The sequence below is a fragment of the Mycolicibacterium madagascariense genome (assembly GCF_010729665.1).
Lineage (GTDB): Bacteria > Actinomycetota > Actinomycetes > Mycobacteriales > Mycobacteriaceae > Mycobacterium > Mycobacterium madagascariense.
The window spans coordinates 3934103-3958160 of record NZ_AP022610.1 but is presented as its reverse complement, the minus strand read 5'-3'; the positions used below and the strand labels follow the sequence as shown (position 1 = coordinate 3958160).

The following is a 24058-nucleotide window of genomic DNA, read 5'->3' as shown; positions in this document are numbered from 1 at the left end:
CATGCAAGGAGCAGCGCCGTGAAGAGCACCGTCGAGAAGTTGAGCCCCACCCGGGTTCGCATCAACGTGGAGGTGCCCTTCACCGAGCTGAAGGGCGACTTCGACCAGGCGTTCAAGGAGCTGGCCAAGACCATTCGCATGCCCGGCTTCCGCCCCGGCAAGGTGCCGGTGAAGCTGCTGGAGTCGCGCATCGACAAGCAGGCGATGCTCGATCAGGTCGTGGGCGAGGCCGTGCCCGCCCGCTACAGCGAAGCCGTCGCGACGTCGGAGGTGCAGCCCCTCGGGCAGCCCGAGATCGAGGTCACCAACAAGGAGTACGGCGGCGACCTGACGTTCACCGCCGAGGTCGACGTCCGGCCCGAGATCGCCCTGCCCGATCTGTCGGCGCTCGCCTTCACCGTCGACCCCATCGAGGTCACCGACGAAGAGGTCGACGCCGAACTGCAGAACCTGCGCGCCCGCTTCGGCACGCTCACCGGCGTCGACCGCCCCGCCGAGGACGGCGACTTCGTGTCGATCGACCTGTCGGCGACCGTCGACGGCGAAGACGTCGCCGAGGCCAAGACCGAGGGCCTGTCCCACGAGATCGGCTCCGGTCAGCTCATCGAGGGTCTCGACGAGGCCATCAAGGGACTCAAGGCCGACGAGTCCAAGACGTTTACCACCACCTTGGTCGCCGGCGAGCACGCGGGCGCCGAGGCCGAGGTCACCGTGAAGGTGAACTCGGTGAAGAAGCGCGAGCTGCCCGAGTCGGACGACGAATTCGCCCAATTGGCAAGCGAATTCGACACCATCGACGAGCTCAGGGAGAGCCTCGTCGAGCAGGTGAAGCAAGCGAAGCGCATCGGTCAGGCCGAGCAGATCCGCGACAAGGCGCTGGAGACCCTGCTCGAGCAGACCGAGGTGCCCCTGCCCGAGGCCATCGTGCAGGCGCAGGTCGACGACACCGTCCACAACGCGATCCACGGCCTGGACCACGACGAGGCCAAGTTCGCCGAGGCGCTCGAGAAGGAAGGCAGCAGTCGCGAGGAGTTCGACGCCGACAACCGCGCGAATGCGGAGAAGGCCGTCAAGACCCAGCTGCTGATGGACGCCATCGCCGACGAGCTCGACGTCCAGGTCAGCCAGAACGACCTGACCGAACGCCTGGTGCTCATGTCGCGCCAGTACGGCATCGAGCCGCAGCAGCTGCTGCAGGTGCTGCAGCAGAACAACCAGCTGCCGGCGATGTTCGCCGACGTCCGCCGCGGTCTGACCATCGCGGCCGTCGTGCACGCCGCGACCGTCACCGACACCGACGGCAACGAGGTCGACACCACGGAGTTCTTCGGCCCCAGCGGTGACGCCGCAGACGACGCCGCCCATGACGACACCGATGACGAGGCCGCCGCAGAGCTCGACACCGACGCCGCCGACGACACCGACTCCAAGTGACGCTGTGAGCGAACGACCACCCTTCGGGGAGTCGACGCCGCTGAGGTTTGGTTAGTGTCAGTGAACGAGTACGCAAACTCGAGAAAGCAGGTATTCCAGCCGTGACTGACATGCGTTCGGGCGCGTCGGGGCTCAACCTCATCGACTCCGTCTATGAGCGGTTGTTGGCCGAACGGATCATCTTCCTGGGGACCCAGGTCGACGACGACATCGCCAACCGGCTGTGCGCGCAGATTCTGCTGCTGGCCGCTGAGGACCCCTCCAAGGACATCAACCTCTACATCAACTCACCCGGCGGGTCCGTGACGGCGGGCATGGCGATCTACGACACGATGGTCCTCGCGCCGTGCGACGTCGCCACCTACGCGATGGGCCTGGCCGCGTCGATGGGCGAGTTCCTGCTCGCCGCGGGCACCAAGGGCAAGCGCTTCGCCCTGCCCCACGCGCGCATCATGATGCACCAGCCGAGCGCGGGCATCGGCGGCAGCGCGGCGGACATCGCCATCCAGGCCGAGCAGTTCGCCTTGACGAAGAAGGAAATGAACCGGCTCAACGCCGAGTTCACCGGCCAGACGCTGGAACGCGTCGAGGCCGACGCGGATCGCGACCGTTGGTTCACCGCCCCCGAGGCGCTGGAGTACGGCTTCGTCGACCACATCATCACCCACGCCAACTTCAACGGGAGTGCCTCATGACGCAGCCCCATGGCGATGCCGCGAACCAGCCCCACGGCGGTGCCGTGAGTCAGCCGCAGGCGCGCTACATCCTGCCCTCGTTCATCGAGCACTCCAGCTTCGGTGTCAAGGAGTCCAACCCCTACAACAAGCTGTTCGAGGAACGCATCATCTTCCTCGGCGTCCAAGTGGACGACGCGTCGGCGAACGACATCATGGCGCAGCTCCTGGTGCTGGAATCCCTCGATCCCGACCGCGACATCACGATGTACATCAACTCACCGGGTGGTTCCTTCACCTCGCTGATGGCGATCTACGACACCATGCAGTACGTGCGCGCCGACATCCAGACGGTGTGCCTCGGCCAAGCCGCGTCGGCCGCCGCCGTGCTGCTCGCCGCGGGCACGCCGGGCAAGCGTCTGGCCCTGCCCAACGCGCGGATCCTGATCCACCAGCCCGCCGTCGGCGGCGCGATCCAGGGTCAGGTCTCCGACCTGGAGATCCAGGCCGCCGAGATCGAGCGCATGCGCACGCTGATGGACACGACGCTGGCGCGCCACACCGGCAAGGACGCCTCGGTCATCCGCAAGGACACCGACCGCGACAAGATCCTCACCGCCGCCGATGCGAAGGATTACGGCATCATCGACACGGTCCTGGAGTACCGCAAACTGTCCGCGCAGCCGGCCTGACACCGCGCGCTGCGGTCCCACGTCGCGTGGGGCCGCACCGCGGCGGCGCGCGTACCGTGGTCGCGGAAGGCTCTCGAACTGATTGCGACGACGACACGCCAATGGCGCGAAGCGCGTTGCGGAGGGCTGCCGGCGGTGCAGGGGATATGTTCTCCTTCAACGCAGGCAAATATCAACGGCGCTATTCGGCTTCAACGGTCGCACGGTGCCGGGCCATACGGGTAGCGTCGGGACCACACCCGAGGTGATCCACCAAACCGAGACATACCGACGGCGATCAGGAAAGTAGGGCCGCAGGGACAATGGCGCGCATCGGAGACGGCGGCGACCTGCTGAAGTGCTCGTTCTGCGGAAAGAGCCAGAAGCAAGTCAAGAAACTCATTGCGGGCCCCGGCGTGTACATCTGCGACGAGTGCATCGATCTCTGCAACGAGATCATCGAAGAGGAGCTGGCCGACGCCGACGACGTCAAGCTCGACGAGCTGCCCAAGCCGGCCGAGATCCGCGAGTTCCTCGAGGGCTACGTCATCGGGCAGGACACCGCGAAACGCACGCTGGCCGTGGCCGTCTACAACCACTACAAGCGCATCCAGGCTCAGGAGAAGTCGCGGGACTCGCGCGCCGAGCCCGTCGAACTGGCGAAGTCCAACATCCTCATGCTCGGCCCCACCGGCTGCGGCAAGACCTACCTCGCGCAGACGCTGGCCAAGATGCTCAACGTGCCGTTCGCGATCGCCGATGCCACGGCGCTGACCGAGGCCGGCTACGTCGGCGAGGACGTCGAGAACATCCTGTTGAAGCTGATCCAGGCCGCCGACTACGACGTGAAGCGGGCCGAGACCGGCATCATCTACATCGACGAGGTCGACAAGATCGCCCGCAAGAGCGAGAACCCGTCCATCACGCGCGACGTGTCCGGCGAAGGCGTCCAGCAGGCCCTGCTGAAGATCCTCGAGGGCACGCAGGCGTCGGTCCCGCCGCAGGGTGGGCGCAAGCACCCGCATCAGGAATTCATTCAGATCGACACGACGAACGTGCTGTTCATCGTGGCCGGCGCCTTCGCGGGCCTGGAGAAGATCGTGTCCGACCGGGTCGGCAAGCGCGGTCTCGGGTTCGGTGCCGAGGTCCGCAGCAAGGCCGAGATCGACACGCAGGACCACTTCCGGGAGGTCATGCCGGAGGATCTGATCAAGTTCGGTCTGATCCCCGAGTTCATCGGTCGTCTGCCGGTCGTCGCGTCCGTGACGAACCTGGACAAGGGATCGCTCGTCACGATCCTGTCGCAGCCGAAGAACGCGCTCGTCAAGCAGTACACGCGGCTGTTCGAGATGGACGGCGTCGAGCTGGAGTTCACCGGTGACGCCCTCGACGCGATCGCCGACCAGGCCATCCACCGGGGCACCGGCGCCCGCGGCCTGCGCGCGATCATGGAGGAAGTCCTGCTGCCGGTGATGTACGACATCCCCAGCCGCGACGACGTCGCCAAGGTGGTCGTCACCAAGGAGACCGTGCAGGACAACGTGCTTCCAACGATCGTGCCGCGCAAGCCTTCGCGCACCGAACGGCGCGACAAGAGCGCCTGACCGTCTTGAGATGGCAGTGAGGGTCGTGAATCCGCGTGGATCACGACCCTCACTACTATCTCGATGCGGCTAGCTGCGGCTAGGTGGCGCGGTTCCACTCGTAGGCCAGGAACTTGCCGTCCAACGTCACCACGACGCGGTCACCGCCGCGGTGCGGCTTCTTCTGCACGTCGACGCTGAAGTTGATGGCGCTCATGATGCCGTCGCCGAACTGCTCGTGGATCAACTCCTTGATGGCCCCGCCGTATACCGACAGAGCCTCGTAGAAGCGGTAGATGGTCGGGTCGGTGGGCACCGCGGTGGGCAGCCCGCCGCGCACGGGCACGGCCGCGAGGACCGGCACTGCCGCCGGGTCGAGGCCCAGCATCTCGGCGAGCACGGACCCGATCTCGGGCGGGATCGGGTGCTGGCCCAGCAGCGCCGACGTCGTCCAGACGACCGGCCGGTCGACGGCCGCGGCGAGCTCCTGCCACGTGAAGCCCTTCGCCAGCCGCGCCGCGATGATCTGCTGGGTGATCTCTTCTCTCGTCATGCGTTCCAGGGGACCACAGATGCGGCGGGTCCGCGTCCGGGCCGCTAGTGCACGACGCGGTCCGGGCGCGTGTAGACGTTCATCGAATCGCCGCGCAGGAACGCGACGAGGGTGAGGCCCGCCTGCGCGGCCAGGTCGACCGCGAGCGACGACGGCGCGGACACCGCGGCCAGCACGGGAATGCCCGCCATCACGGCCTTCTGCGTCAACTCGAACGACGCGCGGCCGCTGACCAGCAGAACCGAACCGGTGAGGGGAATGCGGTCGTTCTCCAGCGCCCACCCGATGACCTTGTCGACGGCGTTGTGCCGCCCGATGTCCTCCCGGACGACGAGCATGGTGCCGTCGGCGTCGAACAGCGCGGCGCCGTGCAGGCCGCCGGTGGTGGCGAAGATCCGTTGCGCGCGTCGGAGTTGATCGGGCATGGCCGACAGCGTCGACGAGGCGACCACGGTGGGATCGTCGCCAGGGGAGTGCCTGCTGATCAGGCGGATGGCGTCGATGGATCCCTTGCCGCACACCCCGCACGACGACGTGGTGTAGAAGTTGCGGGTCACGTCGAGGCTCGGGGTGGGCACGCCGCCGGCGAGCGTCACGTCGAGCACGTTGTAGGTGTTGACGCCGTCCTCGCCCGCGCCCCGGCAGTACTGGACGGCGAGGATGTCGTCGCGCTGACCTATCACGCCCTCGGTGAGCAGAAACCCTTGCGCCAGTTCGACATCGGAGCCCGGGGTGCGCATGGTCACGGTGGTGGCCGCGCCGTTGACACGGATCTCCATCGGCTCCTCGACGGCGAGCGTCTCAGGCCTGGCGGTGGCGGTGTCGGCGGTCAGGTGGCTGGCCCTGCGGCGCGCCGTGACCCTACCCACGGGCGCCCACCCCCGCGCGGGCCTCCACCCGAATCTGCACGGCCTTGGACACCGGCGTGTTCGACCGGGCGGACACGTGGTCCAGTGCCACCAGCGAATTGGTCTCCGGATAGTAGGAGGCCGCGTTGCCCCGCGGTGTCGAATACGGCACCACCATGAAGTCCTCCGCACGGCGCTCCTCGACTTCGCCTGTGCCACCGGTGAATTCGGACACCAGGTCGACGCGGTCGCCCTCGGTGAGGCCGAACGCCTCGACGTCGGCCGGGTTCATGAAGATGACCCGGCGGCCGCCCTTGACCCCGCGGTAGCGGTCGTCGAGACCGTAGATCGTGGTGTTGTACTGATCATGGCTGCGCAGCGTCTGCAGGATCAGCCGACCCTCGGGCACCGGAATCCACTCCAGTGGATTGACCGCGAAGTTGGCCTTGCCCGTGGTGGTGGGGAATTCCCGCGCATCGCGCGGCGGGTGCGGCAGCTGGAAGCCGTCGGGCTGGCGCACGCGGCGGTTGTAGTCGGCGCAGCCTGGGACCACCGCGGCGATCGCGTCGCGCACCCGGTCGTAGTCGCGCCGCAGGGCGTCCCACGGCACCGGGTGGTCGGCACCCAGGAGGGCCTGCGCCAGCTCGCAGACGATCGCGACCTCGCTGCGGACGTGTTCGCTCGGTGGCTGCAGGCTGCCGCGGGAGAGATGCACCATCGACATCGAATCCTCAACCGACACTTGCTGTTTGGCGCCGTCCTGCAGATCCTTGTCGGTGCGCCCGAGGGACGGCAGGATGAGGGCGGTGCGCCCGGTCGTCAGGTGACTGCGATTCAGCTTGGTCGACACCTGCACGGTCAGCGAGCAGCTGCGCAGTGCGGCGTCGGTCACGGCGGTGTCCGGGGTGGCCAGCGCGAAGTTGCCGCCCATGCCCATGAACACCGAGGCTCGGCCGTCGCGCATGGCCCGGATGGCGTCGACGGTGTCCATGCCGTGCTTGCGCGGGCTGACGATGCCGAACCGGTCGTCCAGCGCGGCCAGGAAGTCCTCGGGCATCTGCTCCCAGATGCCCATGGTGCGGTCACCCTGCACGTTGGAGTGCCCGCGCACCGGACACAGCCCCGCGCCCGACTTGCCGATCATCCCGCGCATCAGCAGCAGGTTGGTGAGCTCGGAGATCATCGGCACGGCGTGCCGGTGCTGCGTCAAACCCATTGCCCAGCAGGCGATCGTCCGCTGCGATCCAATCAACATCTGCGCCACCCGGTCGAGCTGGGCGCGGTCGATGCCCGTCGCCTCGAGCACGGTGTCCAGGTCGACGGCCCGGGTCTGCGCCTCGTAGGCCTCGAAGTTCGCGCAGTGCTCGGCGACGAAGGCCCGGTCGATCACGGTGCCCGGCGCCTGGTCGTCGGCCTCCAGCAGCAGGCGGCCCAACCCGGCGAACAGCGCCATGTCCCCGCCAAGCCGGATCTGGACGAACTCGTCGGCGATGCCGATGCCGTGCCCGACGACGCCGTGCACCTTCTGCGGATCCTTGAACCGCATCAGCCCCGCCTCGGGCAGCGGGTTGATCGCAATGATCTTGGCGCCGTTGGCCTTTGCCTTCTCCAGCACCGACAGCATGCGGGGATGGTTGGTGCCCGGATTCTGCCCGGCGATGAGGATGACGTCGGCCTCCTCGAGGTCCTCGACCGTCACCGACCCCTTGCCGATGCCGATCGAATCGGTCAGCGACGCGCCCGAGGACTCATGGCACATGTTGGAGCAGTCCGGCAGATTGTTGGTGCCGAAGCTGCGCACCAGCAGCTGGTAGACGAACGCGGCCTCGTTGCTGGTGCGCCCGGAGGTGTAGAAGATGGCCTCGTCGGGGCTGTCGAGGGCGCGCAGATGCTGCGCGATGACGTGGTAGGCGTGATCCCAGCTGATCGGGCGGTAGTGGTCGTCGCCCTCGCGCAGGATCACGGGGTGGGTCAGCCTGCCCTGCTGACTGAGCCAGTACTCCGGGCGCTCGCGCAGGTCGGCGAGGGAGTGCCGGGCGAAGAAGTCCGGGGTGACGACGCGCTTGGTCGCCTCTTCGGCAACCGCCTTGGCGCCGTTCTCGCAGAACTCCGCGAATTTGCGGCCGCCGTGTTCCTCGGGCCACGCGCAGCCCGGGCAGTCGAAGCCCTTGCGCTGATTGAGCCGCACGAGGGCGGCGGCCGTCCGCAGCGGACCCATCGACGTGACGCCGCGCTGCAGCGACACCATCACGGCCTTGACCCCGGCCGCCTCGTGCTCGGGGCCGGTGCTGACGGCTGTGTGCTCGTCGTATGTGACTGCGATGTCCTGCGTGACGTCGCGACCCGTCATCCGGCGTCGAATACCCATGTCTCCAACCTATGCCTGCGAATCGATGATCGACACCAGCCCGGGGTCGACGGCAAAGACTCTCGGCGGTGACGCGGACGTAACAGTCCCGGAACCTGGCGTTTCTAGGGTTGGCCGGTCAAGCCCGCCACATCAGCCGCGGGCTCACGCGGGGAAGAGGAACTCCATTGAGCGGAAATGCCGTACGTCTACAGGCGATCAACAACGTCGAGGCGTACGTGCCTCCGCCGAAGAGTTTCGACCCCGGTGAGGAACCCGGTGAGATCTTCGGTGCCAACGTCTTCACCATGGCCGAGATGCGACTGCGGATGCCGAAGTCGGTCTACAAGTCCGTCGTCGCCACGATCGAGAAGGGCGTCAAGCTCGACCCGTCGGTCGCCGACTCCGTCGCCGCGGCGATGAAGGACTGGGCGTTGAGCAAGGGTGCGACGCACTACGCGCACGTCTTCTATCCCATGACCGGGCTGACGGCGGAGAAGCACGACAGCTTCCTCGAACCCGTCGGCGACGGCCAGACGCTGGCCGAGTTCGCGGGCAAGACGCTGGTGCAGGGTGAGCCCGACGCGTCGAGCTTCCCGTCGGGCGGGTTGCGCAGCACCTTCGAGGCGCGCGGCTACACCGGCTGGGACGTCACCAGCCCGGCCTACATCCTGGAGAACCCGAACGGCAACACGCTGTGCATCCCGACGGTCTTCGTCTCGATGACCGGTGAGGCACTGGACTACAAGACCCCGCTGCTGCGCAGCCAGCAGGCCATGGGCGCGCAGGCCGAGCGCATCCTGAAGCTGTTCGGACACGAGGACTTCGACCACATCGTGTCGTTCTGCGGCCCCGAGCAGGAGTACTTCCTGGTCGACCGGCACTTCTTCCTGGCCCGCCCCGACCTGATCAACGCCGGTCGCACCCTGTTCGGCTCCAAGCCGCCCAAGGGGCAGGAATTCGACGACCACTACTTCGGCGCCATCCCCGATCGCGTGCTCGGCTTCATGATGGACACCGAGCGTGAGCTGTTCAAGCTCGGCATCCCGGCCAAGACGCGCCACAACGAGGTCGCGCCCGGCCAGTTCGAGATCGCCCCGATGTTCGAGCGGGCCAACATCGCCGCCGACCATCAGCAGCTGCTGATGACGACGTTCAAGACGATCGCCAAGAAGCACGGCATGGAGTGCCTGTTCCACGAGAAGCCGTTCGCCGGCGTCAACGGATCGGGCAAGCACGTCAACTTCTCACTCGGCAATTCGCAGTTCGGCAGCCTCCTGGTGCCGGGCGACACCCCACACGAGAACGCCCAGTTCCTGGTGTTCTGCGCGGCCGTCATCCGCGCGGTGCACAAGTTCTCCGGACTGCTGCGGGTCTCGGTGGCCTCGGCCACCAACGACCACCGCCTCGGCGCCAACGAGGCACCGCCGGCCATCATCTCGATCTTCCTCGGCGATCAGCTCGCCGACGTCTTCGAGCAGATCGCCAAGGGCGCGGCGACGTCGTCGAAGGGCAAGGGCACCATGATCATTGGCGTCGACACCCTGCCCGAGCTGCCGACCGATCCCGGCGACCGCAACCGCACCAGCCCGTTCGCCTTCACGGGCAACCGCTTCGAGTTCCGCGCGCCGGGCTCTGGCCAGACCATCAACGTGCCGATGATCATCCTCAACACGATCATGGCGGACTCGCTGGACTACATGGCGACGTGGCTGGAGAAGGCCGTCGGCGACGGCGAGGAGTTCGACACGGCCGTGCAGAAGCTGCTCACCGAGATCATCACCGAGCACGGCGCCGTCGTGTTCAACGGTGACGGCTACTCGGAGAACTGGCAGACCGAGGCCGCCGAGCGTGGGCTGCCGAACCTCAAGACGACGTTGGACGCCATCCCCGAGCTGGTGAAGCCCGAGGCGATCGAGGTCTTCGAGAAGTACGGCGTCTTCAACTCCCGCGAGCTGCACAGCCGCGAGGAGGTCCGCTACGAGATGTACGCGCTGACCGTCAACGTCGAGGCGAAGCTGACGCTGGAGGTGGGCTCGACCGTGATCCTGCCCGCGGCGATCCGCTACCAGACGGAGTTGGCGGCCAACGTCGCGGCGCTCAAGGCGGCCGGCGTCGAGGCCGACACCACGATGCTGCAGACGGTGTCCAAGCCCATCTCCGACCTGACCGCCGCACTGGGCGCGCTCAAGGCGGGGATGGACGCGCACGGTGGCGACAGTGCCGCCGAGGAGGCCGCGCACGCGCAGAGCCTGCTGGCGCTGATGGACGACGTCCGTTGGGCCGCAGACACATTGGAGAACCTGGTGGCCGACGACCTGTGGCCGCTGCCCACCTACCAGGAGATGCTCTACATCCTCTGACCCGGTTCGTCGACTGCACGGTTGTTGACGCGCGCACTCGAGAAACGCGTCAACAACCGTGCGCTCGGCGGGTCAGGGGATCAGCGACCCTGATACGTCGCGTTGCCCGGGCCCTGTTCGAGGAAGCTGACGACGGCGCCCTTGAGGTCGTCGGTGTCGAACAGTGGACCCGACACCTCCGAGGTGACCTCGTCGGCATGCTTGACCCCGCCCGAACGCCACGCCGCGACGATGGCCTTGGTTGCCGCGTGCGCGCGCGTCGGGCCGTCGGCGAGGCGGTCGGTGAGCGCGCGGGCCGCCGCATCGACGTCGTCGTGCACCTCGTTGACGACGCCCCACGCCAGCATCGTCGCCGCGTCGTAGAGGCCCGCGGTCATGACGAGTTCGCGGGCGCGGCCCGAGCCCGCGCGCTCGGCCAGCCGCTGCGGTCCGCCCATCGACGGCGTCAGGCCGACGACGGTCTCGACGAGCCCGAACTTCGCGCGTGGCGCGGCCAGGATGAGGTCGCACGCGAGCGCGATCTCGAACGCCGCGGTGAGCGTCAGGCCGTGCGCCGCGAACACCACCGGACAGGGCAGTGCCTCCAGCGGGTCGACGATCTCGGCGAAGTTCTTGCGCCACAGGTCGGCGCCCTGCTGCGGGGTCAGACCCTGGAAGAGGTGGACGTCGACGCCGCCGGAGTTGACCTTCCCCTCGGCGCGCAGCAGCAGCGCCCGCGGGGGGTCGGCGGCGATCTCGGCGACGTGCCTGGTCAAGGCGTCGAACATCGACTGGTCGAACAGGTTGAGCGGTCCGTGGTCGAAGGTCAGGGTGGCGACGTCGGCGCCTGCCGGCGTCCTGGTGCGGGTGACGGTGATGGGTTCGCTAGGCACGCCCACCAGCGTGTCATGGACAGGACTCATAGCTCACTCGTAGGTAGGACAAACTCCCCACATATGGGCGGAGCCCACCATGAAGACATGACTGAGACGATGGTCGACCGCATCGACACCCCCACGCGTTCCGGATTCGCCACCCGGCCCAACGCCGCACTGCTCGCCGAGGCGCTCGGCGTGCCCGTGCTCGACGTCGTGGTGCCGGTCTACAACGAGCAGGTCGCACTCGCCGGTTCGGTCCGGCGGTTGCACGCCTACCTCGAGGCGAACTTCCCGTTCTCCGCGCGGATCACCATCGCCGACAATGCGAGCGTCGACGACACCCCGCTCATCGCCGCCGCGCTGGCCGAGGAACTGCCCGGGGTCCGCACGGTCCGGTTGGAGCAGAAGGGCCGCGGCCGGGCGCTCAACGCGGTGTGGTCGACGTCGGACTCTCCGGTGCTGGCCTACATGGACGTCGACCTGTCCACCGACCTCGCGGCCCTCGGGCCGCTGGTGGCGCCGCTCATCTCCGGTCACTCCGACGTCGCGATCGGCACCCGGCTGAACCCGTCCTCGCGGGTGGTGCGCGGCCCCAAGCGCGAATTCATCTCACGGAGCTACAACCTGATCCTCAAGTCGACGCTGTCGGCGCACTTCTCCGACGCCCAGTGCGGCTTCAAGGCGATCCGGGCCGACGTCGCGCAGCGCCTGCTCCCGTGGGTGGCCGACACCGGCTGGTTCTTCGACACCGAGCTGCTGGTGCTGGCCGAGCGCAGCGGACTGCGCATCCACGAGGTTCCCGTCGACTGGATCGACGACCCCGACAGCCGCGTCGACATCGTCGCCACCGCGACCGCCGACCTCAAGGGCGTCGCCCGCATGCGCAAGGGCCTGCGCGCCGGTGCGATTCCCGTCGACGCGATCGCCGGCGAGTTGGCGCCCGCCGTCCCCGCGCCGACGCCGCAGGTGTCCTCGCTGCAGCAGGTGCTGCGCTTCGGTGCCATCGGAATCGCCAGCACCGCAGCATATTTGGTGCTGTTCGTCATGCTGCACGGATGGCTCGGCGCCCAGGGCGCCAACCTGGCCGCACTGTTGATCACCGCGGTCGCCAACACCGCCGCCAACCGACGGTTCACCTTCGGGGTGCGGGGCAGCACCAACGCCGGTCGTCATCAGCTGCAGGGGCTCGTCGTCTTCGCGATCACGCTGGCCATCACCAGCGGGTCACTCGACGCCCTGCACGCGATGGTCGCGTCACCCGCCCGGGCGGTCGAGGTCGTCATGCTGATCGCCGCGAACCTCGCCTCGACCCTGATCCGGTTCGTCCTGCTCCGCGCCTGGGTCTTCGCGCCCCGCCGGTCGCGCTGACCCCGGCGCGCCGAAGGACTCAGACGGCTTGGTGGCGTTCGACGGTGACGCGCTGACCGTCGTCGGCCTCCGCGACGTCGACCCTGACCTCCCGACCGCACTCCGGACAGGTGGCGGCCTCGTTCGGGGGTGGTTCCTGGGGAAGTTCGTGTCCGCTGCCCGCACAGTCCTGGCTCATGTGGGGCGGGGTACCCCGGGTTGGCGGCGTTCAAGTGTGGCCGTCCATGTGCCGTCCTCTCAGATAGCCCTGGCAGCATGTCGGTCATGAGCTGGTTTCCCCGCGGCCCCGTCCGCCGATGGACGTCGATCTGCAGCGCGCTGGTCGTCGTCGTGGCGTCTGGGTCCGGATGCGCCACCACGGTGCAGGGCAAGTCGGTCGCCTCGCCCCAGAACTTCTCCGATCAGACCGTCTCGTGGAAGCCGTGCCACGTGCTCGCCGGCGGTGACGCCGGCCAGCTCCCCGACGGCGCGCAGTGCGGCAAGATCACGGTGCCGATCGACTACGCCAAGCCGCAGGACGGCACCGCGAACCTTGCGCTGATCCGATTTCCCGCCACCGGCAAGAAGATTGGCTCGCTGGTGATCAATCCCGGCGGGCCGGGGGAGTCCGGCGTCGATGCGGCGGTCAGCATCGTCGAGTCGCTACCCAGCCAGGTCCGCGAGAGCTTCGATCTGGTCGGGTTCGATCCGCGCGGCGTCGCGTCGTCGACGCCCACCTTGCGCTGCAACACCGACGCCGAGGCGGACGCGGAGCGCGCCGACCCGCAGGTCGACTACAGCCCCGCGGGCGTCGCACACATCGAGGACACCGAGAAGAAGTTCGTCCAGCGCTGCGTCGACAAGATGGGCAAGGAATTCCTGGCCAACGTCGGGACCGTCAACGTCGCAAAGGACCTCGACGTGCTCCGCGGCGCGCTGGGGGACGCCAAGCTGACCTACCTCGGCTACTCCTACGGCACGGCGATCGGCTCGGCCTACGCCGAGGCCTACCCCGACAAGGTGCGGGCCATGATCCTCGACGGCGCAGTCGATCCGGACGCTGACCCGATCCAGTCCAACATCGACCAGGCCGCGGGTTTTCAAAAGGCGTTCAACGACTACGCCGCCGACTGCGCGAAGGACGCCTCGTGCCCGCTCGGCACCGACCCCGCCAAGATCAACGACGTCTACCACCAGATGGTGAACCCGTTGGTCGCCAAGCCGGCCATCACCCAGGATCCCCGCGGGCTGAGCTACAGCGACGCGATCACCGGAACCATCATGGCGCTCTACACCCCCGGGTTGTGGAAGCACCTCACCGACGGGCTGACCGAACTGTCCCACGGGCACGGGGACACGCTGCTCAAACTGGCCGACGCCTACAGCAACCGCGACGAGGACGGCCACTACTCGAACTCCAGCGACGCCCAGATCGCCATCAACTGCGTCGACGAGAAGCCCGTCACCGACCGCGCCAAGGTCATCGACGAGGATCGCCAGCTGAGGCAGGTCGCGCCCTTCATGGCCTACGGCCAGTTCACCGGTGACGCCCCGCTCGACGACTGCGCGTTCTGGCCCGTGCCCCCCACCGGCAGCAGGCACGTCGCGTCGACGCCCGGTCTGCCGCCGGTGCTGGTGGTGTCCACGACCCACGACCCTGCCACCCCCTACCAGGCCGGCGTCGACCTGGCCAAGGAGCTCGGCGGCCGCCTGCTGACCTTCGACGGCACGCAGCACACGGTGGTCTTCCAGGGCAACACCTGCGTCGACGGCGCGGCCTCGACCTACCTCACCGACCTCACGCTGCCGGCGGTGGGCACCACGTGCTGACCTAGCCGGCCGCGCGGGCGATCTCGGCGTGCAGGGCGGCCTTGCGGGCGTCGTCGGCGAAGGAGGCGTCGACGGAGTTGCGGGCCAGCGTGGTGAGCACCGCCGGGTCGAGGTCGAAGGCGTCGCGCACGGCGGTCAGGTTGTCGTCGAGGTAACCGCCGAAGTAGGCCGGGTCGTCGGAGTTGACGGTGACGTTGAGTCCCCTGGCCAGCATGGCGGGCAGGGGGTGTGCGCCGATCTCGTCGACGACCCGGAGGCGGACGTTGGACAGCGGGCACACGGTCAGCGGAATGCGTTCGGCGACAAGGCGTTCGACGAGTCCATCGTCTTCGAGGCAGCGGATCCCATGGTCGATGCGCTCGACCTGAAGCAGGTCGAGTGCCTCCCAGACGTAGGCCGGCGGGCCCTCCTCGCCGGCGTGCGCGACGACGTGCAGGCCCTCGGCGCGCGCTCGGGCGAAGACGTTAACGAACTTGGACGGCGGATGCCCCACCTCGGCGGAGTCGAGTCCGATCCCCAGAATCGGAGTGCCCAGTGCGAGAACGGCTTCCAGCACGTCCATCGCCGACTGCGCGGTGTGGTCGCGGAGCATCGTGACGATGAGGCCGCTGCTGATTCCATGGGTGGCCATCGATGACCCCAGCGCGGTCGAGACGCCGTCCATGACCTCCTCCAGCGCGACACCGCGGACCAGGTGCGCCTGCGGGTCGAGGAACACCTCGGCGTGCCGGACGCCGGCGCCCGCGGCCCTCGCGAGGTAGGCGTCGGTCATCTCGGCGAAGTCGACGGCGGTGCGCAACGTGGCCATGTTGGCGTAGTACAGATTCAGGAACGACTGCAGGTCGCTGAATTCGTATTGCGCAGAAAGGGTCTCGACGTCCGGATATTCAAGGTCGATCCGATTCCGTTCGGCCAGGGCGAAGATGGTCTCGGGCTCGAGGGTGCCCTCCAGGTGCAGGTGCAACTCGGCGCACGGCAGGCGAGTGGGCGGAATGGACGTCATCCCCCGATCGTAGGTCGCCCAGGGGCCTCGTCGCCGCTACAGCACCGTCAATGCGGACTCCGCCGCGAGCGTGAGGGCCTGATCCACCGGCAGCGTCCGGTATCCCGCCGCGAGGATCTCGACACCCCACGGCCCGTCGAAGCCGACGTCGCGTAGCGTCGCGACCAAGCCGACGAGGTCGAAACTGCCTTCGCCGCAAAGCAACCGGTTTTCCACGGTGTCCTCGAAGAGCGTTCCCACGACGTGTGCCGCGGCGTCGTCGAGCTCGACACCAAAGATCATCTCGGGCGTCAGGCAGGCGCGCAGCTCGGCCAACGTGGTGTCGGCCCGAAAGACGTGCCAGGCGTCGACCAGCAGTCCCGCCGCCGGATGACCGGTCGCTCTGACGATCTCGGCCCCCATGGGCACGGTGGCGATCGCCGAGAACGGCATCGTCTCGATGGCCACTCTGGTCCCATGGTCGACGGCCTGATCGGCAAGATCGTGCAACGGCCCGGCGAGTGCGGTCGGGTCGGAGGTCGGTGGGCCGTTCTCCGAACCAATCTTGATCATCTCCGGCCTCAGGACCTCGGCGGCGTCGAAGAGGAGGTCGCGGACGTCGTAGGTATGACCGGCTTCACCGCGCGGAATCCACCACCTCTCGAGCAGTTCGATCTCGACGTGGACGAGGCCCGCGTCGGCGATCAGGTCCCGCAGCGCGGCGAACCCGATGTCGTCGCGTATTGCTACCAGATCGTCGGCGATGAGCCCCATTCCGTCGAACCCAGCGTCCGCAATGGCCGCTACCCGGTCGGCAATGGGCACCGGGCTCGTCGCGGGCGCGCGCATGGGGGAGGTGTCGCCTGCGCTACTCCACGCGGTGGCGATCAACTGGCGTGTCACTGGATCCTCGTCCTCGTCCTCGTCGCCGAGACTGCTGGGAGATCGCGACACGGCCCGATTCGGCCATCTCCCAGCAGTCTCGGGGAGTTCGTCAGGCGGTGTACTTCGCGACGTAGTCGGTCATGGTGGCGAGCTGGTAGCGCGAGACGTCGTGCGCGTTCTCGTCCTCGGCGAACACCGAGGACACCATGACGGTGTCCGGGCGGTCGTAGAACCCGATCTCGGCGAGCCCGGAGAAGAACTCGTCCCAGTCGACGTCGCCGTCGCCGATCTTGAGATGCTGGTGCACCCGAACGGGATTGCCGGGCGGGTTGGTGATGTAGCGCAGGCCGTGGCTGCGGTGGTGATCCATGGTGTCGGCGACGTGCACCAGCCGCAGCCGATCGCCGGCGGCGCGCATGATCTCGGTCATGTTTCCGCCCATGTGGAAGGTGTGGCACGCGACGTAGACCATGCCCACGTTGGGGGAGTTCAGCCCGCGGATGATGCGGACCGCTTCGAGCCCGTCCTCGACGAAGTCGTCGGGGTGCGGGTCGATGCGCACGTCGATGCCTTCGCGCTCGACGAGGGGCAGCAGCTCCTCCATGGACCGGAAGAACGCGCGTTCGGATTCCTCGGCGCGTTCGGGCCGCCCGGAGAACTCGGTGTTGATCACATCGACGCCCAGGTCGACGGTGATCTGAATGATGCGCTTCCAGTTCCGCACTGCCGCTTCGCGGGCGTCCTCGTCGGGACCCGACCAGCGCTGCACCGGCAGCACCGAGGCGATGCCGACGCCGGCGTCCGCACACGCCGCACGCAGCTTCGCGACCAGGTCGTCGTCGGCGCGGGGATGGTTGAAGAACGGGATGAAGTCGCGGTGCGGCGTGAGCTGCAGATGCTCATAGCCCAATTCGGCTGCCAGGCGCGGAAAGTCGAGCAGCTCGTAGTCGTGATGGAACGGCGTGGGGTCCAGCGCGATCTTCATGGCTACGCGCCGGGGATCGAGTCGCGCGCGACCATCGCGACCTCGACGGGGCCGCCACCGTTCAGCGAGGCCACGCCCGCCTCGCACACCGCCGACGCGGCGTAGCCGTCCCACGCTCCCGGACCGTCGACGTTGAAGCCGCTGGCGACGGCGTCCACCCAGCGCTGGAACTCGGTGTCGTAGGCCTGCCCGAACCGCTCGCGGAAGCCCGGGGTGATCTGACCGCCCCAGGTGCCGGCGGCGGTCTTGCGAATCACGTTGACGTCCAACCCGATCATCGCGCTGCCCTTCTCGGCGACGACCTCGGTGCGCACCTCGTAGGCCACGCCGGTGGTGACGAACAGTTCCACGTCGACGTGACGTCCCGACACCGTGCGCATGATGGCGATCTGCGGATCGGCGAGGCCTTCTGGCGCACCGGGATTGGCGGACGGCGTGATGATCTGGATCGACGCGATCTCCTCGTCGAACAGGAACCGCGTGACGTCGACCTCGTGCACCAGGGAGTCGCGGACCACCATGGCGCTGTCGAAGCTCTGTGGCACCGCCGGATTGCGGTGCGCGCAGTGCAGCACCAGTGCCCGGCCCAGCTCTCCACCGTCGAGCAGCGCCTTCAGTTGGGCGTACTCGCGGTCGAAGCGGCGCATGAAACCCACCTGGATCAGCCGACGGTGGTGCTCGGCTTCGCGCTTGACCACCTCCAGCGACGTCGCGACGTCGGTGGTGAGCGGCTTCTCGCACAGCACCGGCTTGTCGTTCTCGATGCATGCCAGGAGTTGCTTCTCGTGCGTGGGGCCGGGCGTGGCGAGCACGACGGCGTCCACGTCCGGATCGGCGATGGCGTCGAGCGGATCCGAGATCGACCGGCACCCGGGGATGGTGGCGGCGAGCGCATCGGCCTTCTCCGTCAGATAGTCGTTGACCACCGTGACCCTGGCGCCGGAGATGCGGGACGTCAGCCGGGCGACGTGGTCGGCGCCCATGATGCCGACGCCGAGGACGGCGATTCTCAAGTCGGACATGTCGTGGTGCTCCTAGCTGAATCGGACGGAGGGAATGCCGCAGGACCCCAGGTACTTTCGGGTGCGCTGCGCGATGGGCAGGGGAGCGTCGACGGCGCAGGGATACATGTCCTGCTCGACGATCGCGAACACGTCGATGCCGAGCCGCTCGATCGCGGCCAGCAGCGGCGGCATGTCCGGAATGCCCAGTGGGGGTTCGGTCATCGCGCCGAGTTTGACGGCCTCCCCGAACGGGAGGTCCTCGGCCTCGACCTTCGCGCGCACCGCTTCGTCGACCTGCTTGAGGTGCAGGTAGCCGATGCGGTCCGGCGCGCGCTCGATGATGGCGAGGTTGTCACCGCCGCAGTAGGAGATGTGGCCGGTGTCCAAACAGAGGTTGACGAACTCGCCGTCGGTGCCGTCGAGGAAGCGGTAGACGTTGTCCTGCGTGTCCACGTGGCTGTCGGCGTGCGGATGGTATTGCGCACGGACACCGTACTTCTCGAACATCGCCTTGCCGAGCTCGTTCATGCCCTCGGTCTTCTTGCGCCACTGCTCGGTGCTCAGATGGCGATCCTCGAGGACGGCGCCGGTGGACGGGTCGCGCCACATCTCGGGGATGACGACGACGTGCTTGCCACCCACGGCCGCGGTCAGCTTGGCGACGTCCTCGATCTGCTTCCAGACGGCGTCCCACGAATCATCTTGGTGCAGGTGTTCGAACACCGTGCCCGCCGACAGCTTCAGGTTGCGGGCCGCGAGCTCGTCGGCCAGCTGCTGTGGGTCGGTCGGCAGATACCCGTAGGGGCCCAGCTCGATCCACTCATAGCCGGAGGCGGACACCTCGTCGAGGAAGCGGGTGTAGGGGGTCTGGTTCGGGTCGTCGGGAAACCACACGCCCCAGGAGTCGGGGGCCGATCCGACCACGATGGTGCTCACGTACTGATTCCTAACTGTCGGAGGGTCGGATGAGGGGACGCTGGATCTTCTTCCAGTCCGCGTAGGTCTGGTACGCGGTCTGGGTGGACTCCAGGGTGGACGTCTCGGATACCGGGACGTCCCACCAGGATTCACTGTCGGGGGCGAAGATCAGCGGGTCGGTCTCGACGTGGATGACCGTCGTGCGGTCACTGGCCTTGGCGACCTTGACGGCATCGGTGAACTCCGCGGCCGTCACCACGCGGATGACGTCCGCGCCGAGGCTGGCGGCGTTGGCCGCCAGGTCGACGGGCAGCGTGTCACCGTCGAGGCGGCCGTCGTCGCTGCGATATCGGTAGGCCGTCCCGAACCGCTGGGAGCCCAACGCCTCCGACAGTCCACCGATCGACGCGAACCCGTGGTTCTGCACCAGGACGACGATGACCTTGACGTTCTCCTGCACCGCGGTGACCAGTTCGGTCGCCATCATCAGATAGGAGCCGTCACCGACCATGACGAACACGTCGCGGTCGGGTTCGGCCATCTTGGCGCCAATGCCGCCGGCGATCTCGTAACCCATGCAGGAGTAGCCGTATTCGACGTGGTAGCCCTTGCGGTCCCGGGTGCGCCACAGCTTGTGCAGGTCACCGGGCATCGAACCGGCCGCGCAGACCACGACGTCGCGCGGATCCGACAGCGTGTTGACCAGGCCGATCACCTGGTTCTGGTTGAGTGCGGCACCGTCGTCGGTCGCATAGGCTGCCGACACGACGTCGTCCCACTCCGCGGCGAGTGCCGCCGTGCGGGAACGGTATTCGTCGCTCACCGAGTAGTCGCCGAGCGCGGCGCCCAGGGCCTCGATCGCCTCGCGCGCATCGGAGACGACGCTGACGCCGCCCTGCTTGACCGAGTCGATCGACGCCACGTTCAGGTTGACGAATCGAACGTCCGGATCGTTGAACGCCGTCCGCGACGCACTGGTGAAATCGCTGTAGCGCGTGCCGATCCCGATGACGACGTCGGCCTCGGTCGCGAGTGCGTTGGCCGCGGTGGTGCCGGTCGAGCCGATGGCGCCGACGGACTGCGGGTGATCGTAGGGCAGGGCGCCCTTGCCGGCCTGGCTCTGTCCGACGGGGATGCCGGTCCGCTCGCAGAACGCGGCGAGCGCGTCGGTCGCGCCGGAGTAGATGACGCCACCGCCCGCGACGATGAGCGGCCTGCGCGCGGAGCGGATGACTTCGGCCGCACGGGCGATGACCGAACGCTCCGGCATGGGCCGCGCCACGTGCCACGTGCGTTCGGCGAACAGCGATTCCGGCCAGTCATGCGCCTCGGCCTGCACGTCCTGCGGGATCGCGACGGTGGCCGCGCCCGTCTCGACGGGGTCGGTCAGGACGCGCATCGCCCCGAGCAGTGCGGCGGGCAGCTGCTCGGGCCGCCAGACGCGGTCGAAGTAGCGCGACAGCGGTTTGAAGGCGTCGTTGACCGTCACGTCACCAGAGGACGGCAGCTCCAACTCCTGCAGCACCGGCGAGCTCACCCGCGTCGCGAACGTGTCGGCGGGTAACAGCAGTACGGGCAGCCGGTTGATGGTCGCGAGCGCGGCGCCGGTCAGCATGTTGGTCGAGCCCGGTCCGACGCTGGCGGTGACGGCCCACGTCTGCAGCCGATCCTTCTGCCGCGCATAGGCGACGGCGCTGTGCACCATGGCCTGCTCGTTGCGGCCGAGCACGTACCGCAACGACGGTTCGGTGCCTGCCTCGACGGCGGCGATCTCGTCCTGCAGCAGCGCCTGGCCGAGCCCCGCCACATTGCCGTGGCCGAAGATGCCGAAGGCGCCCGCGAAGAACTTCGTCCGCACGCCGTCGTGTTCGACGTACTGGCTGGCGAGGAATCGAATCGTGGCCTGCGCCACGGTGAGTCGCACGGTGGCCTCGGAGTCGGCGACCTTCTCGGCGCGCTTGGGTGCGGTGGACACCATGGGTCAGGCTCCTCGTGGGTCGTGTAGCGGCAGGCGGGGATCGACGGGTTGGTCGTCCCAGGTGCCGCGTAGCCAGGCGTGCTCGGGATCGTCGACGATCTTCCAGGCGCGCTCCACGCCCGGTCCGGCCATGACGTTCAGGTAGTACATGTGATAGCCCGGCGCGGCGACCGACGGGCCGTGATAGCCGTGCGGCACCAGCACCACGTCGCCCGTGCGCACCTCTTCGAGGACCTCGATCGGACGGTCGGGGGTGCCGTAGACCCGGTGGTAGCCGAAGCCCCTCGAGTGGTCTGGCCCAGGCGCGATCTCGAAGTAGTAGATCTCCTCGAGTTCGGACTCGGTCGGCGTGTTCTCGTCGTGCTTGTGGGCGGGGTAGCTCGACCAGTTGCCGCCCGGCGTGATGACCTCGCAGGCGATCAGCGAGTCGGCCTCGAAGACGCCCGCGGTGCCGAAGTTGTGCACCTGCCTGCTGCAGTTGCCCGCACCCCGCAGTTCGACCGGCACGTCGGCGGCCGCCACCCGGCGGTTCGGAAACGAATTCCGCGCACGCGCACCGCAGATCGCGAAGCGGCCCTCACCGGTGATCGCGTAGGTCTGGTCGATGCCGAGGTACACCATGTCCGACGGCCCGTCGAACACCGAATCACGTTGCGCCAGTTCGAAGGTCGTCCCGTCGCATTCGACGGTCCCGCCGCCGGCCAGCGGCAGGATCATCACCTCGGTGTCACCGGTACGAAGTTCGGCGGTTTGGGTGTCATCGAGTTCGAGTACCCGAAGCGAGGATTCGGACCACCCGGCCGACTCCGGCGTCACGTCCACCGTGAACGGGAGTTCGGCGCTGCGGGCCGGGATGTACAGCTTGCTATGCACGATTCACCTCACCATCGAGACCGCGGTGGCGACCGCGGAGCTGACGTCGTCGTCGGCGGGGTAGAGCAGCGTTCGCCCGACGATCAGACCGCGCACCGACGGCAGGCCCAACGCCTTCTCCCACGCGGCGAAGGCCTCGTCGGGATCGGCGGGATCACCCCCGAGCAGCAGGGTGGGCAGGGTGGTGGCCTCCATGACGCGGTCCATTTCGGGGACCACGGGCAGCTTCATCCAGGTGTAGGCCGACGTCGAGCCCAGGCCCTGGCCGATGTGCACCGACTTGATGACGGCGTCGGGACTCAGGTCGTTGCCCACCTTGCCGTCGACGCGGCGGGACATGAACGGCTCGACCATCGCGATGAGACCGCGGGCGGCCAGCTCGTCGACGGCCCTGGCGCACGCCGTCATCGTGGCCACCGTGCCCGGATCGTCGAGGGCGATGCGGCACAACATCTTTCCGCCGTTCATCTTCGCGGCCGCGGTCGACGCCGCGGTGGCGGCGGTCATCCGGTCGTCGAACTCGAAGGCCGCGCCGGCGAGGCCGCCACGGTTGAACGACGAGAAGACCACCTTGTCCTCGAGCGCGCCGAGCAGCACCAGGTCGTCGAGGATGTCGGAGGTGGCGAGCACGCCGTCGACGCCGGGATCGGCGAGCGCGGCGCGCAACCGGTCGAGGAGGTCGGTGCGGCTGTTCATGGCGGTCGGACGGTTGCCGACCGCGAGCGCACCCCGCGCGGAGTGGTCGGCGGCCACGATCATCAGGCGACCGTCGCCCCGCAGGGTGGGCCGCGTCGTGCGGGCCTCCCACGCGCGGGCGATCGCGCCGGGATCGGTGGCGCGCAGATCGGTGACGGCGGCGTAGTCCGCGCACACCGCGGGACGGGCCAGCAGGTCAGACATTGACGGCCTCCACGGCGGTACGTTCGGCGAGTTCGGCCACTTCCGCGGCGGTGGGCATGGCGGTCGAGCATTCGAGACGCGACGCCACGATGGCGCCCGCCGCGTTGGCGTAGCGCAGCGTCTTCTCCAGCGGCCAGCCGTGCAGGAGACCGTGAATCAGGCTGCCGCCGAAGCTGTCTCCGGCCCCCAGACCGTTGACGACGTCGACGTCGTTGGGCGGCACGGTGACCGAGCTGTGCCTGGTCTTGCCGAGCACGCCGCGCGGCCCCTGCTTGACGATGGCGAGTTCCACGCCGAGGTCCAGCAGGGCGTCGGCGGCCTTGCGCGGGTTGGTCTCGCCGACGGCGATCTCGCACTCCTCGCGGTTGCCGACGGCGACGGTGACGTGCCGAAGGGCGCGCTGCACCTGTTCGGTCGCCGCGGCGGGGGAGTCCCAGAACATCGGTCGGTAGTCGAGGTCGAGCACCGTCAGGGGCGCCCTGCCCGTCCCCGTCGGTCCGCTCGCCCCGCGCGACTCCCACGCGGCGAAGTGCGCGCTGCGGCTCGGCTCCTCGGACAGCCCGGTCACCGTCGCCCAGAACAGGCGGGCCGACGCGACGGCGTCGGTGTCGATCTCGTCGGGGGTGATCTGCAGATCCGGCGCCGACGGCTGGCGGTAGAAGTAGAGCGGGAAGTCGTCGGGCGGGAAGATCTCGCAGAACGTGACGGGCGTCGGGTATGCGTCATGGGTTGCGACGTAACGGTTGTCGACGCCGAGCCGGGCGAGTTCGGCGCGGACGAAGCGGCCGAACGGATCGTCGCCGGCGCCGGAGATGAGGGCCACGCGGTTGCCGAGTCGGGCGGCGGCCACGGCGACGTTCGCGGCGCTTCCGCCCAGGAACTTCCCGAAGGACGTCACGTCCTCGAGGCCGACACCGATCTGCAGGGGATAGACGTCGACGCCGCTGCGGCCGATGGCCAGCACGTCGAACGACTCAGTGGTGGACAAGTCAGCTCCCGGGGCGGTGGATGATGGGCTCGCTCATG

General features: G+C 68.2%; 21 protein-coding genes. 7 read left to right on the top strand and 14 right to left on the bottom strand.

Annotated features, from left to right (window positions below; translation table 11 throughout):
* The first annotated feature begins 18 nt into the window (after positions 1-18).
* The 4 genes from tig to clpX all read left to right on the top strand — a co-directional run bounded on the left by tig (position 19) and on the right by clpX (position 4383).
* Entirely contained in the window at positions 19-1434 is a 1416-nt protein-coding gene (gene tig / locus G6N60_RS18660) for a trigger factor (RefSeq protein WP_163740029.1), read from the top strand.
* Between the two features lie 92 nt (positions 1435-1526).
* Positions 1527-2129 carry an ATP-dependent Clp protease proteolytic subunit gene (locus G6N60_RS18655; protein ID WP_163744197.1) on the top strand — a complete coding sequence of 201 codons (603 nt, stop codon included), beginning with the start codon at positions 1527-1529 and terminating at the stop codon, positions 2127-2129.
* Positions 2126-2800 (top strand): ATP-dependent Clp protease proteolytic subunit, encoded by a 675-nt coding sequence (locus G6N60_RS18650; RefSeq protein WP_163740027.1) that lies wholly within the window; start codon positions 2126-2128, stop codon positions 2798-2800. The genes G6N60_RS18655 and G6N60_RS18650 overlap by 4 nt, the downstream gene beginning before the upstream one ends.
* Positions 2801-3102: 302 nt before the next feature.
* Positions 3103-4383, top strand: coding sequence for an ATP-dependent Clp protease ATP-binding subunit ClpX (clpX, locus tag G6N60_RS18645; RefSeq protein WP_163740025.1), 1281 nt, complete (start codon positions 3103-3105; stop codon positions 4381-4383).
* A 79-nt stretch (positions 4384-4462) separates the two neighbouring features.
* On the opposite strand, the gene cynS is transcribed toward clpX, so the two are convergent.
* Genes cynS through G6N60_RS18630 form a run of 3 tightly spaced genes read right to left on the bottom strand, consistent with a single transcriptional unit; the run spans position 4463 to position 8131 of the window.
* Positions 4463-4915: a cyanase gene (cynS, locus tag G6N60_RS18640; protein ID WP_163740023.1), complete on the bottom strand. Its 453-nt coding sequence runs from the start codon at positions 4913-4915 to the stop codon at positions 4463-4465.
* A 44-nt stretch (positions 4916-4959) separates the two neighbouring features.
* A complete protein-coding gene (gene fdhD, locus G6N60_RS18635) occupies positions 4960-5784 on the bottom strand; it encodes a formate dehydrogenase accessory sulfurtransferase FdhD (RefSeq protein ID WP_163740021.1) in 825 nt (274 codons plus the stop codon).
* Complete coding sequence (locus tag G6N60_RS18630) at positions 5777-8131, bottom strand: FdhF/YdeP family oxidoreductase (protein ID WP_179969711.1); 2355 nt, start codon at positions 8129-8131, stop codon at positions 5777-5779. The genes fdhD and G6N60_RS18630 overlap by 8 nt, the downstream gene beginning before the upstream one ends.
* 167 nt (positions 8132-8298) lie before the next feature.
* On the opposite strand from G6N60_RS18630, the gene G6N60_RS18625 reads away from it, so the two are divergent.
* Positions 8299-10473: a glutamine synthetase III family protein gene (locus G6N60_RS18625; protein WP_163740020.1), complete on the top strand. Its 2175-nt coding sequence runs from the start codon at positions 8299-8301 to the stop codon at positions 10471-10473.
* A gap of 80 nt (positions 10474-10553) precedes the next feature.
* Here the strand turns inward: G6N60_RS18625 and G6N60_RS18620 are convergent, their stop codons facing one another.
* Entirely contained in the window at positions 10554-11345 is a 792-nt protein-coding gene (locus G6N60_RS18620) for an enoyl-CoA hydratase/isomerase family protein (protein WP_372510990.1), read from the bottom strand.
* An 87-nt stretch (positions 11346-11432) separates the two neighbouring features.
* On the opposite strand from G6N60_RS18620, the gene G6N60_RS18615 reads away from it, so the two are divergent.
* Positions 11433-12698 carry a bifunctional glycosyltransferase family 2/GtrA family protein gene (locus G6N60_RS18615; protein ID WP_163740015.1) on the top strand — a complete coding sequence of 422 codons (1266 nt, stop codon included), beginning with the start codon at positions 11433-11435 and terminating at the stop codon, positions 12696-12698.
* Positions 12699-12717: 19 nt separating this feature from the next.
* Here the strand turns inward: G6N60_RS18615 and G6N60_RS28150 are convergent, their stop codons facing one another.
* On the bottom strand, positions 12718-12876 hold the full coding sequence (locus G6N60_RS28150) for a hypothetical protein (RefSeq protein ID WP_170312570.1): 159 nt from the start codon (positions 12874-12876) through the stop codon (positions 12718-12720).
* Positions 12877-12962: 86 nt separating this feature from the next.
* On the opposite strand from G6N60_RS28150, the gene G6N60_RS18610 reads away from it, so the two are divergent.
* Entirely contained in the window at positions 12963-14507 is a 1545-nt protein-coding gene (locus G6N60_RS18610) for an alpha/beta hydrolase (protein WP_163740013.1), read from the top strand.
* A 1-nt stretch (position 14508) separates the two neighbouring features.
* Here the strand turns inward: G6N60_RS18610 and G6N60_RS18605 are convergent, their stop codons facing one another.
* The 9 genes from G6N60_RS18605 to iolC are packed head-to-tail and all read right to left on the bottom strand — an operon-like array spanning position 14509 to position 24020.
* On the bottom strand, positions 14509-15510 hold the full coding sequence (locus tag G6N60_RS18605; protein ID WP_163740010.1) for an adenosine deaminase: 1002 nt from the start codon (positions 15508-15510) through the stop codon (positions 14509-14511).
* A 36-nt stretch (positions 15511-15546) separates the two neighbouring features.
* Positions 15547-16443: a sugar phosphate isomerase/epimerase family protein gene (locus G6N60_RS18600; RefSeq protein ID WP_246240836.1), complete on the bottom strand. Its 897-nt coding sequence runs from the start codon at positions 16441-16443 to the stop codon at positions 15547-15549.
* Between the two features lie 40 nt (positions 16444-16483).
* A complete protein-coding gene (locus G6N60_RS18595) occupies positions 16484-17359 on the bottom strand; it encodes a sugar phosphate isomerase/epimerase family protein (RefSeq protein WP_163740008.1) in 876 nt (291 codons plus the stop codon).
* Positions 17360-17361: 2 nt separating this feature from the next.
* Positions 17362-18381, bottom strand: coding sequence for a Gfo/Idh/MocA family protein (locus G6N60_RS18590; protein ID WP_163740006.1), 1020 nt, complete (start codon positions 18379-18381; stop codon positions 17362-17364).
* A gap of 12 nt (positions 18382-18393) precedes the next feature.
* Complete coding sequence (locus tag G6N60_RS18585) at positions 18394-19299, bottom strand: sugar phosphate isomerase/epimerase family protein (protein WP_163740004.1); 906 nt, start codon at positions 19297-19299, stop codon at positions 18394-18396.
* 10 nt (positions 19300-19309) lie between these two features.
* Positions 19310-21259 (bottom strand): 3D-(3,5/4)-trihydroxycyclohexane-1,2-dione acylhydrolase (decyclizing), encoded by a 1950-nt coding sequence (iolD, locus tag G6N60_RS18580; RefSeq protein WP_163740002.1) that lies wholly within the window; start codon positions 21257-21259, stop codon positions 19310-19312.
* 3 nt (positions 21260-21262) lie between these two features.
* A complete protein-coding gene (iolB, locus tag G6N60_RS18575) occupies positions 21263-22132 on the bottom strand; it encodes a 5-deoxy-glucuronate isomerase (protein WP_163740000.1) in 870 nt (289 codons plus the stop codon).
* A 3-nt stretch (positions 22133-22135) separates the two neighbouring features.
* Entirely contained in the window at positions 22136-23032 is an 897-nt protein-coding gene (locus tag G6N60_RS18570) for a Cgl0159 family (beta/alpha)8-fold protein (RefSeq protein ID WP_179969710.1), read from the bottom strand.
* Entirely contained in the window at positions 23025-24020 is a 996-nt protein-coding gene (gene iolC / locus G6N60_RS18565; protein ID WP_163739998.1) for a 5-dehydro-2-deoxygluconokinase, read from the bottom strand. Before iolC ends, G6N60_RS18570 begins: the two co-directional genes overlap by 8 nt.
* Between the last annotated feature and the right edge of the window lie 38 nt (positions 24021-24058).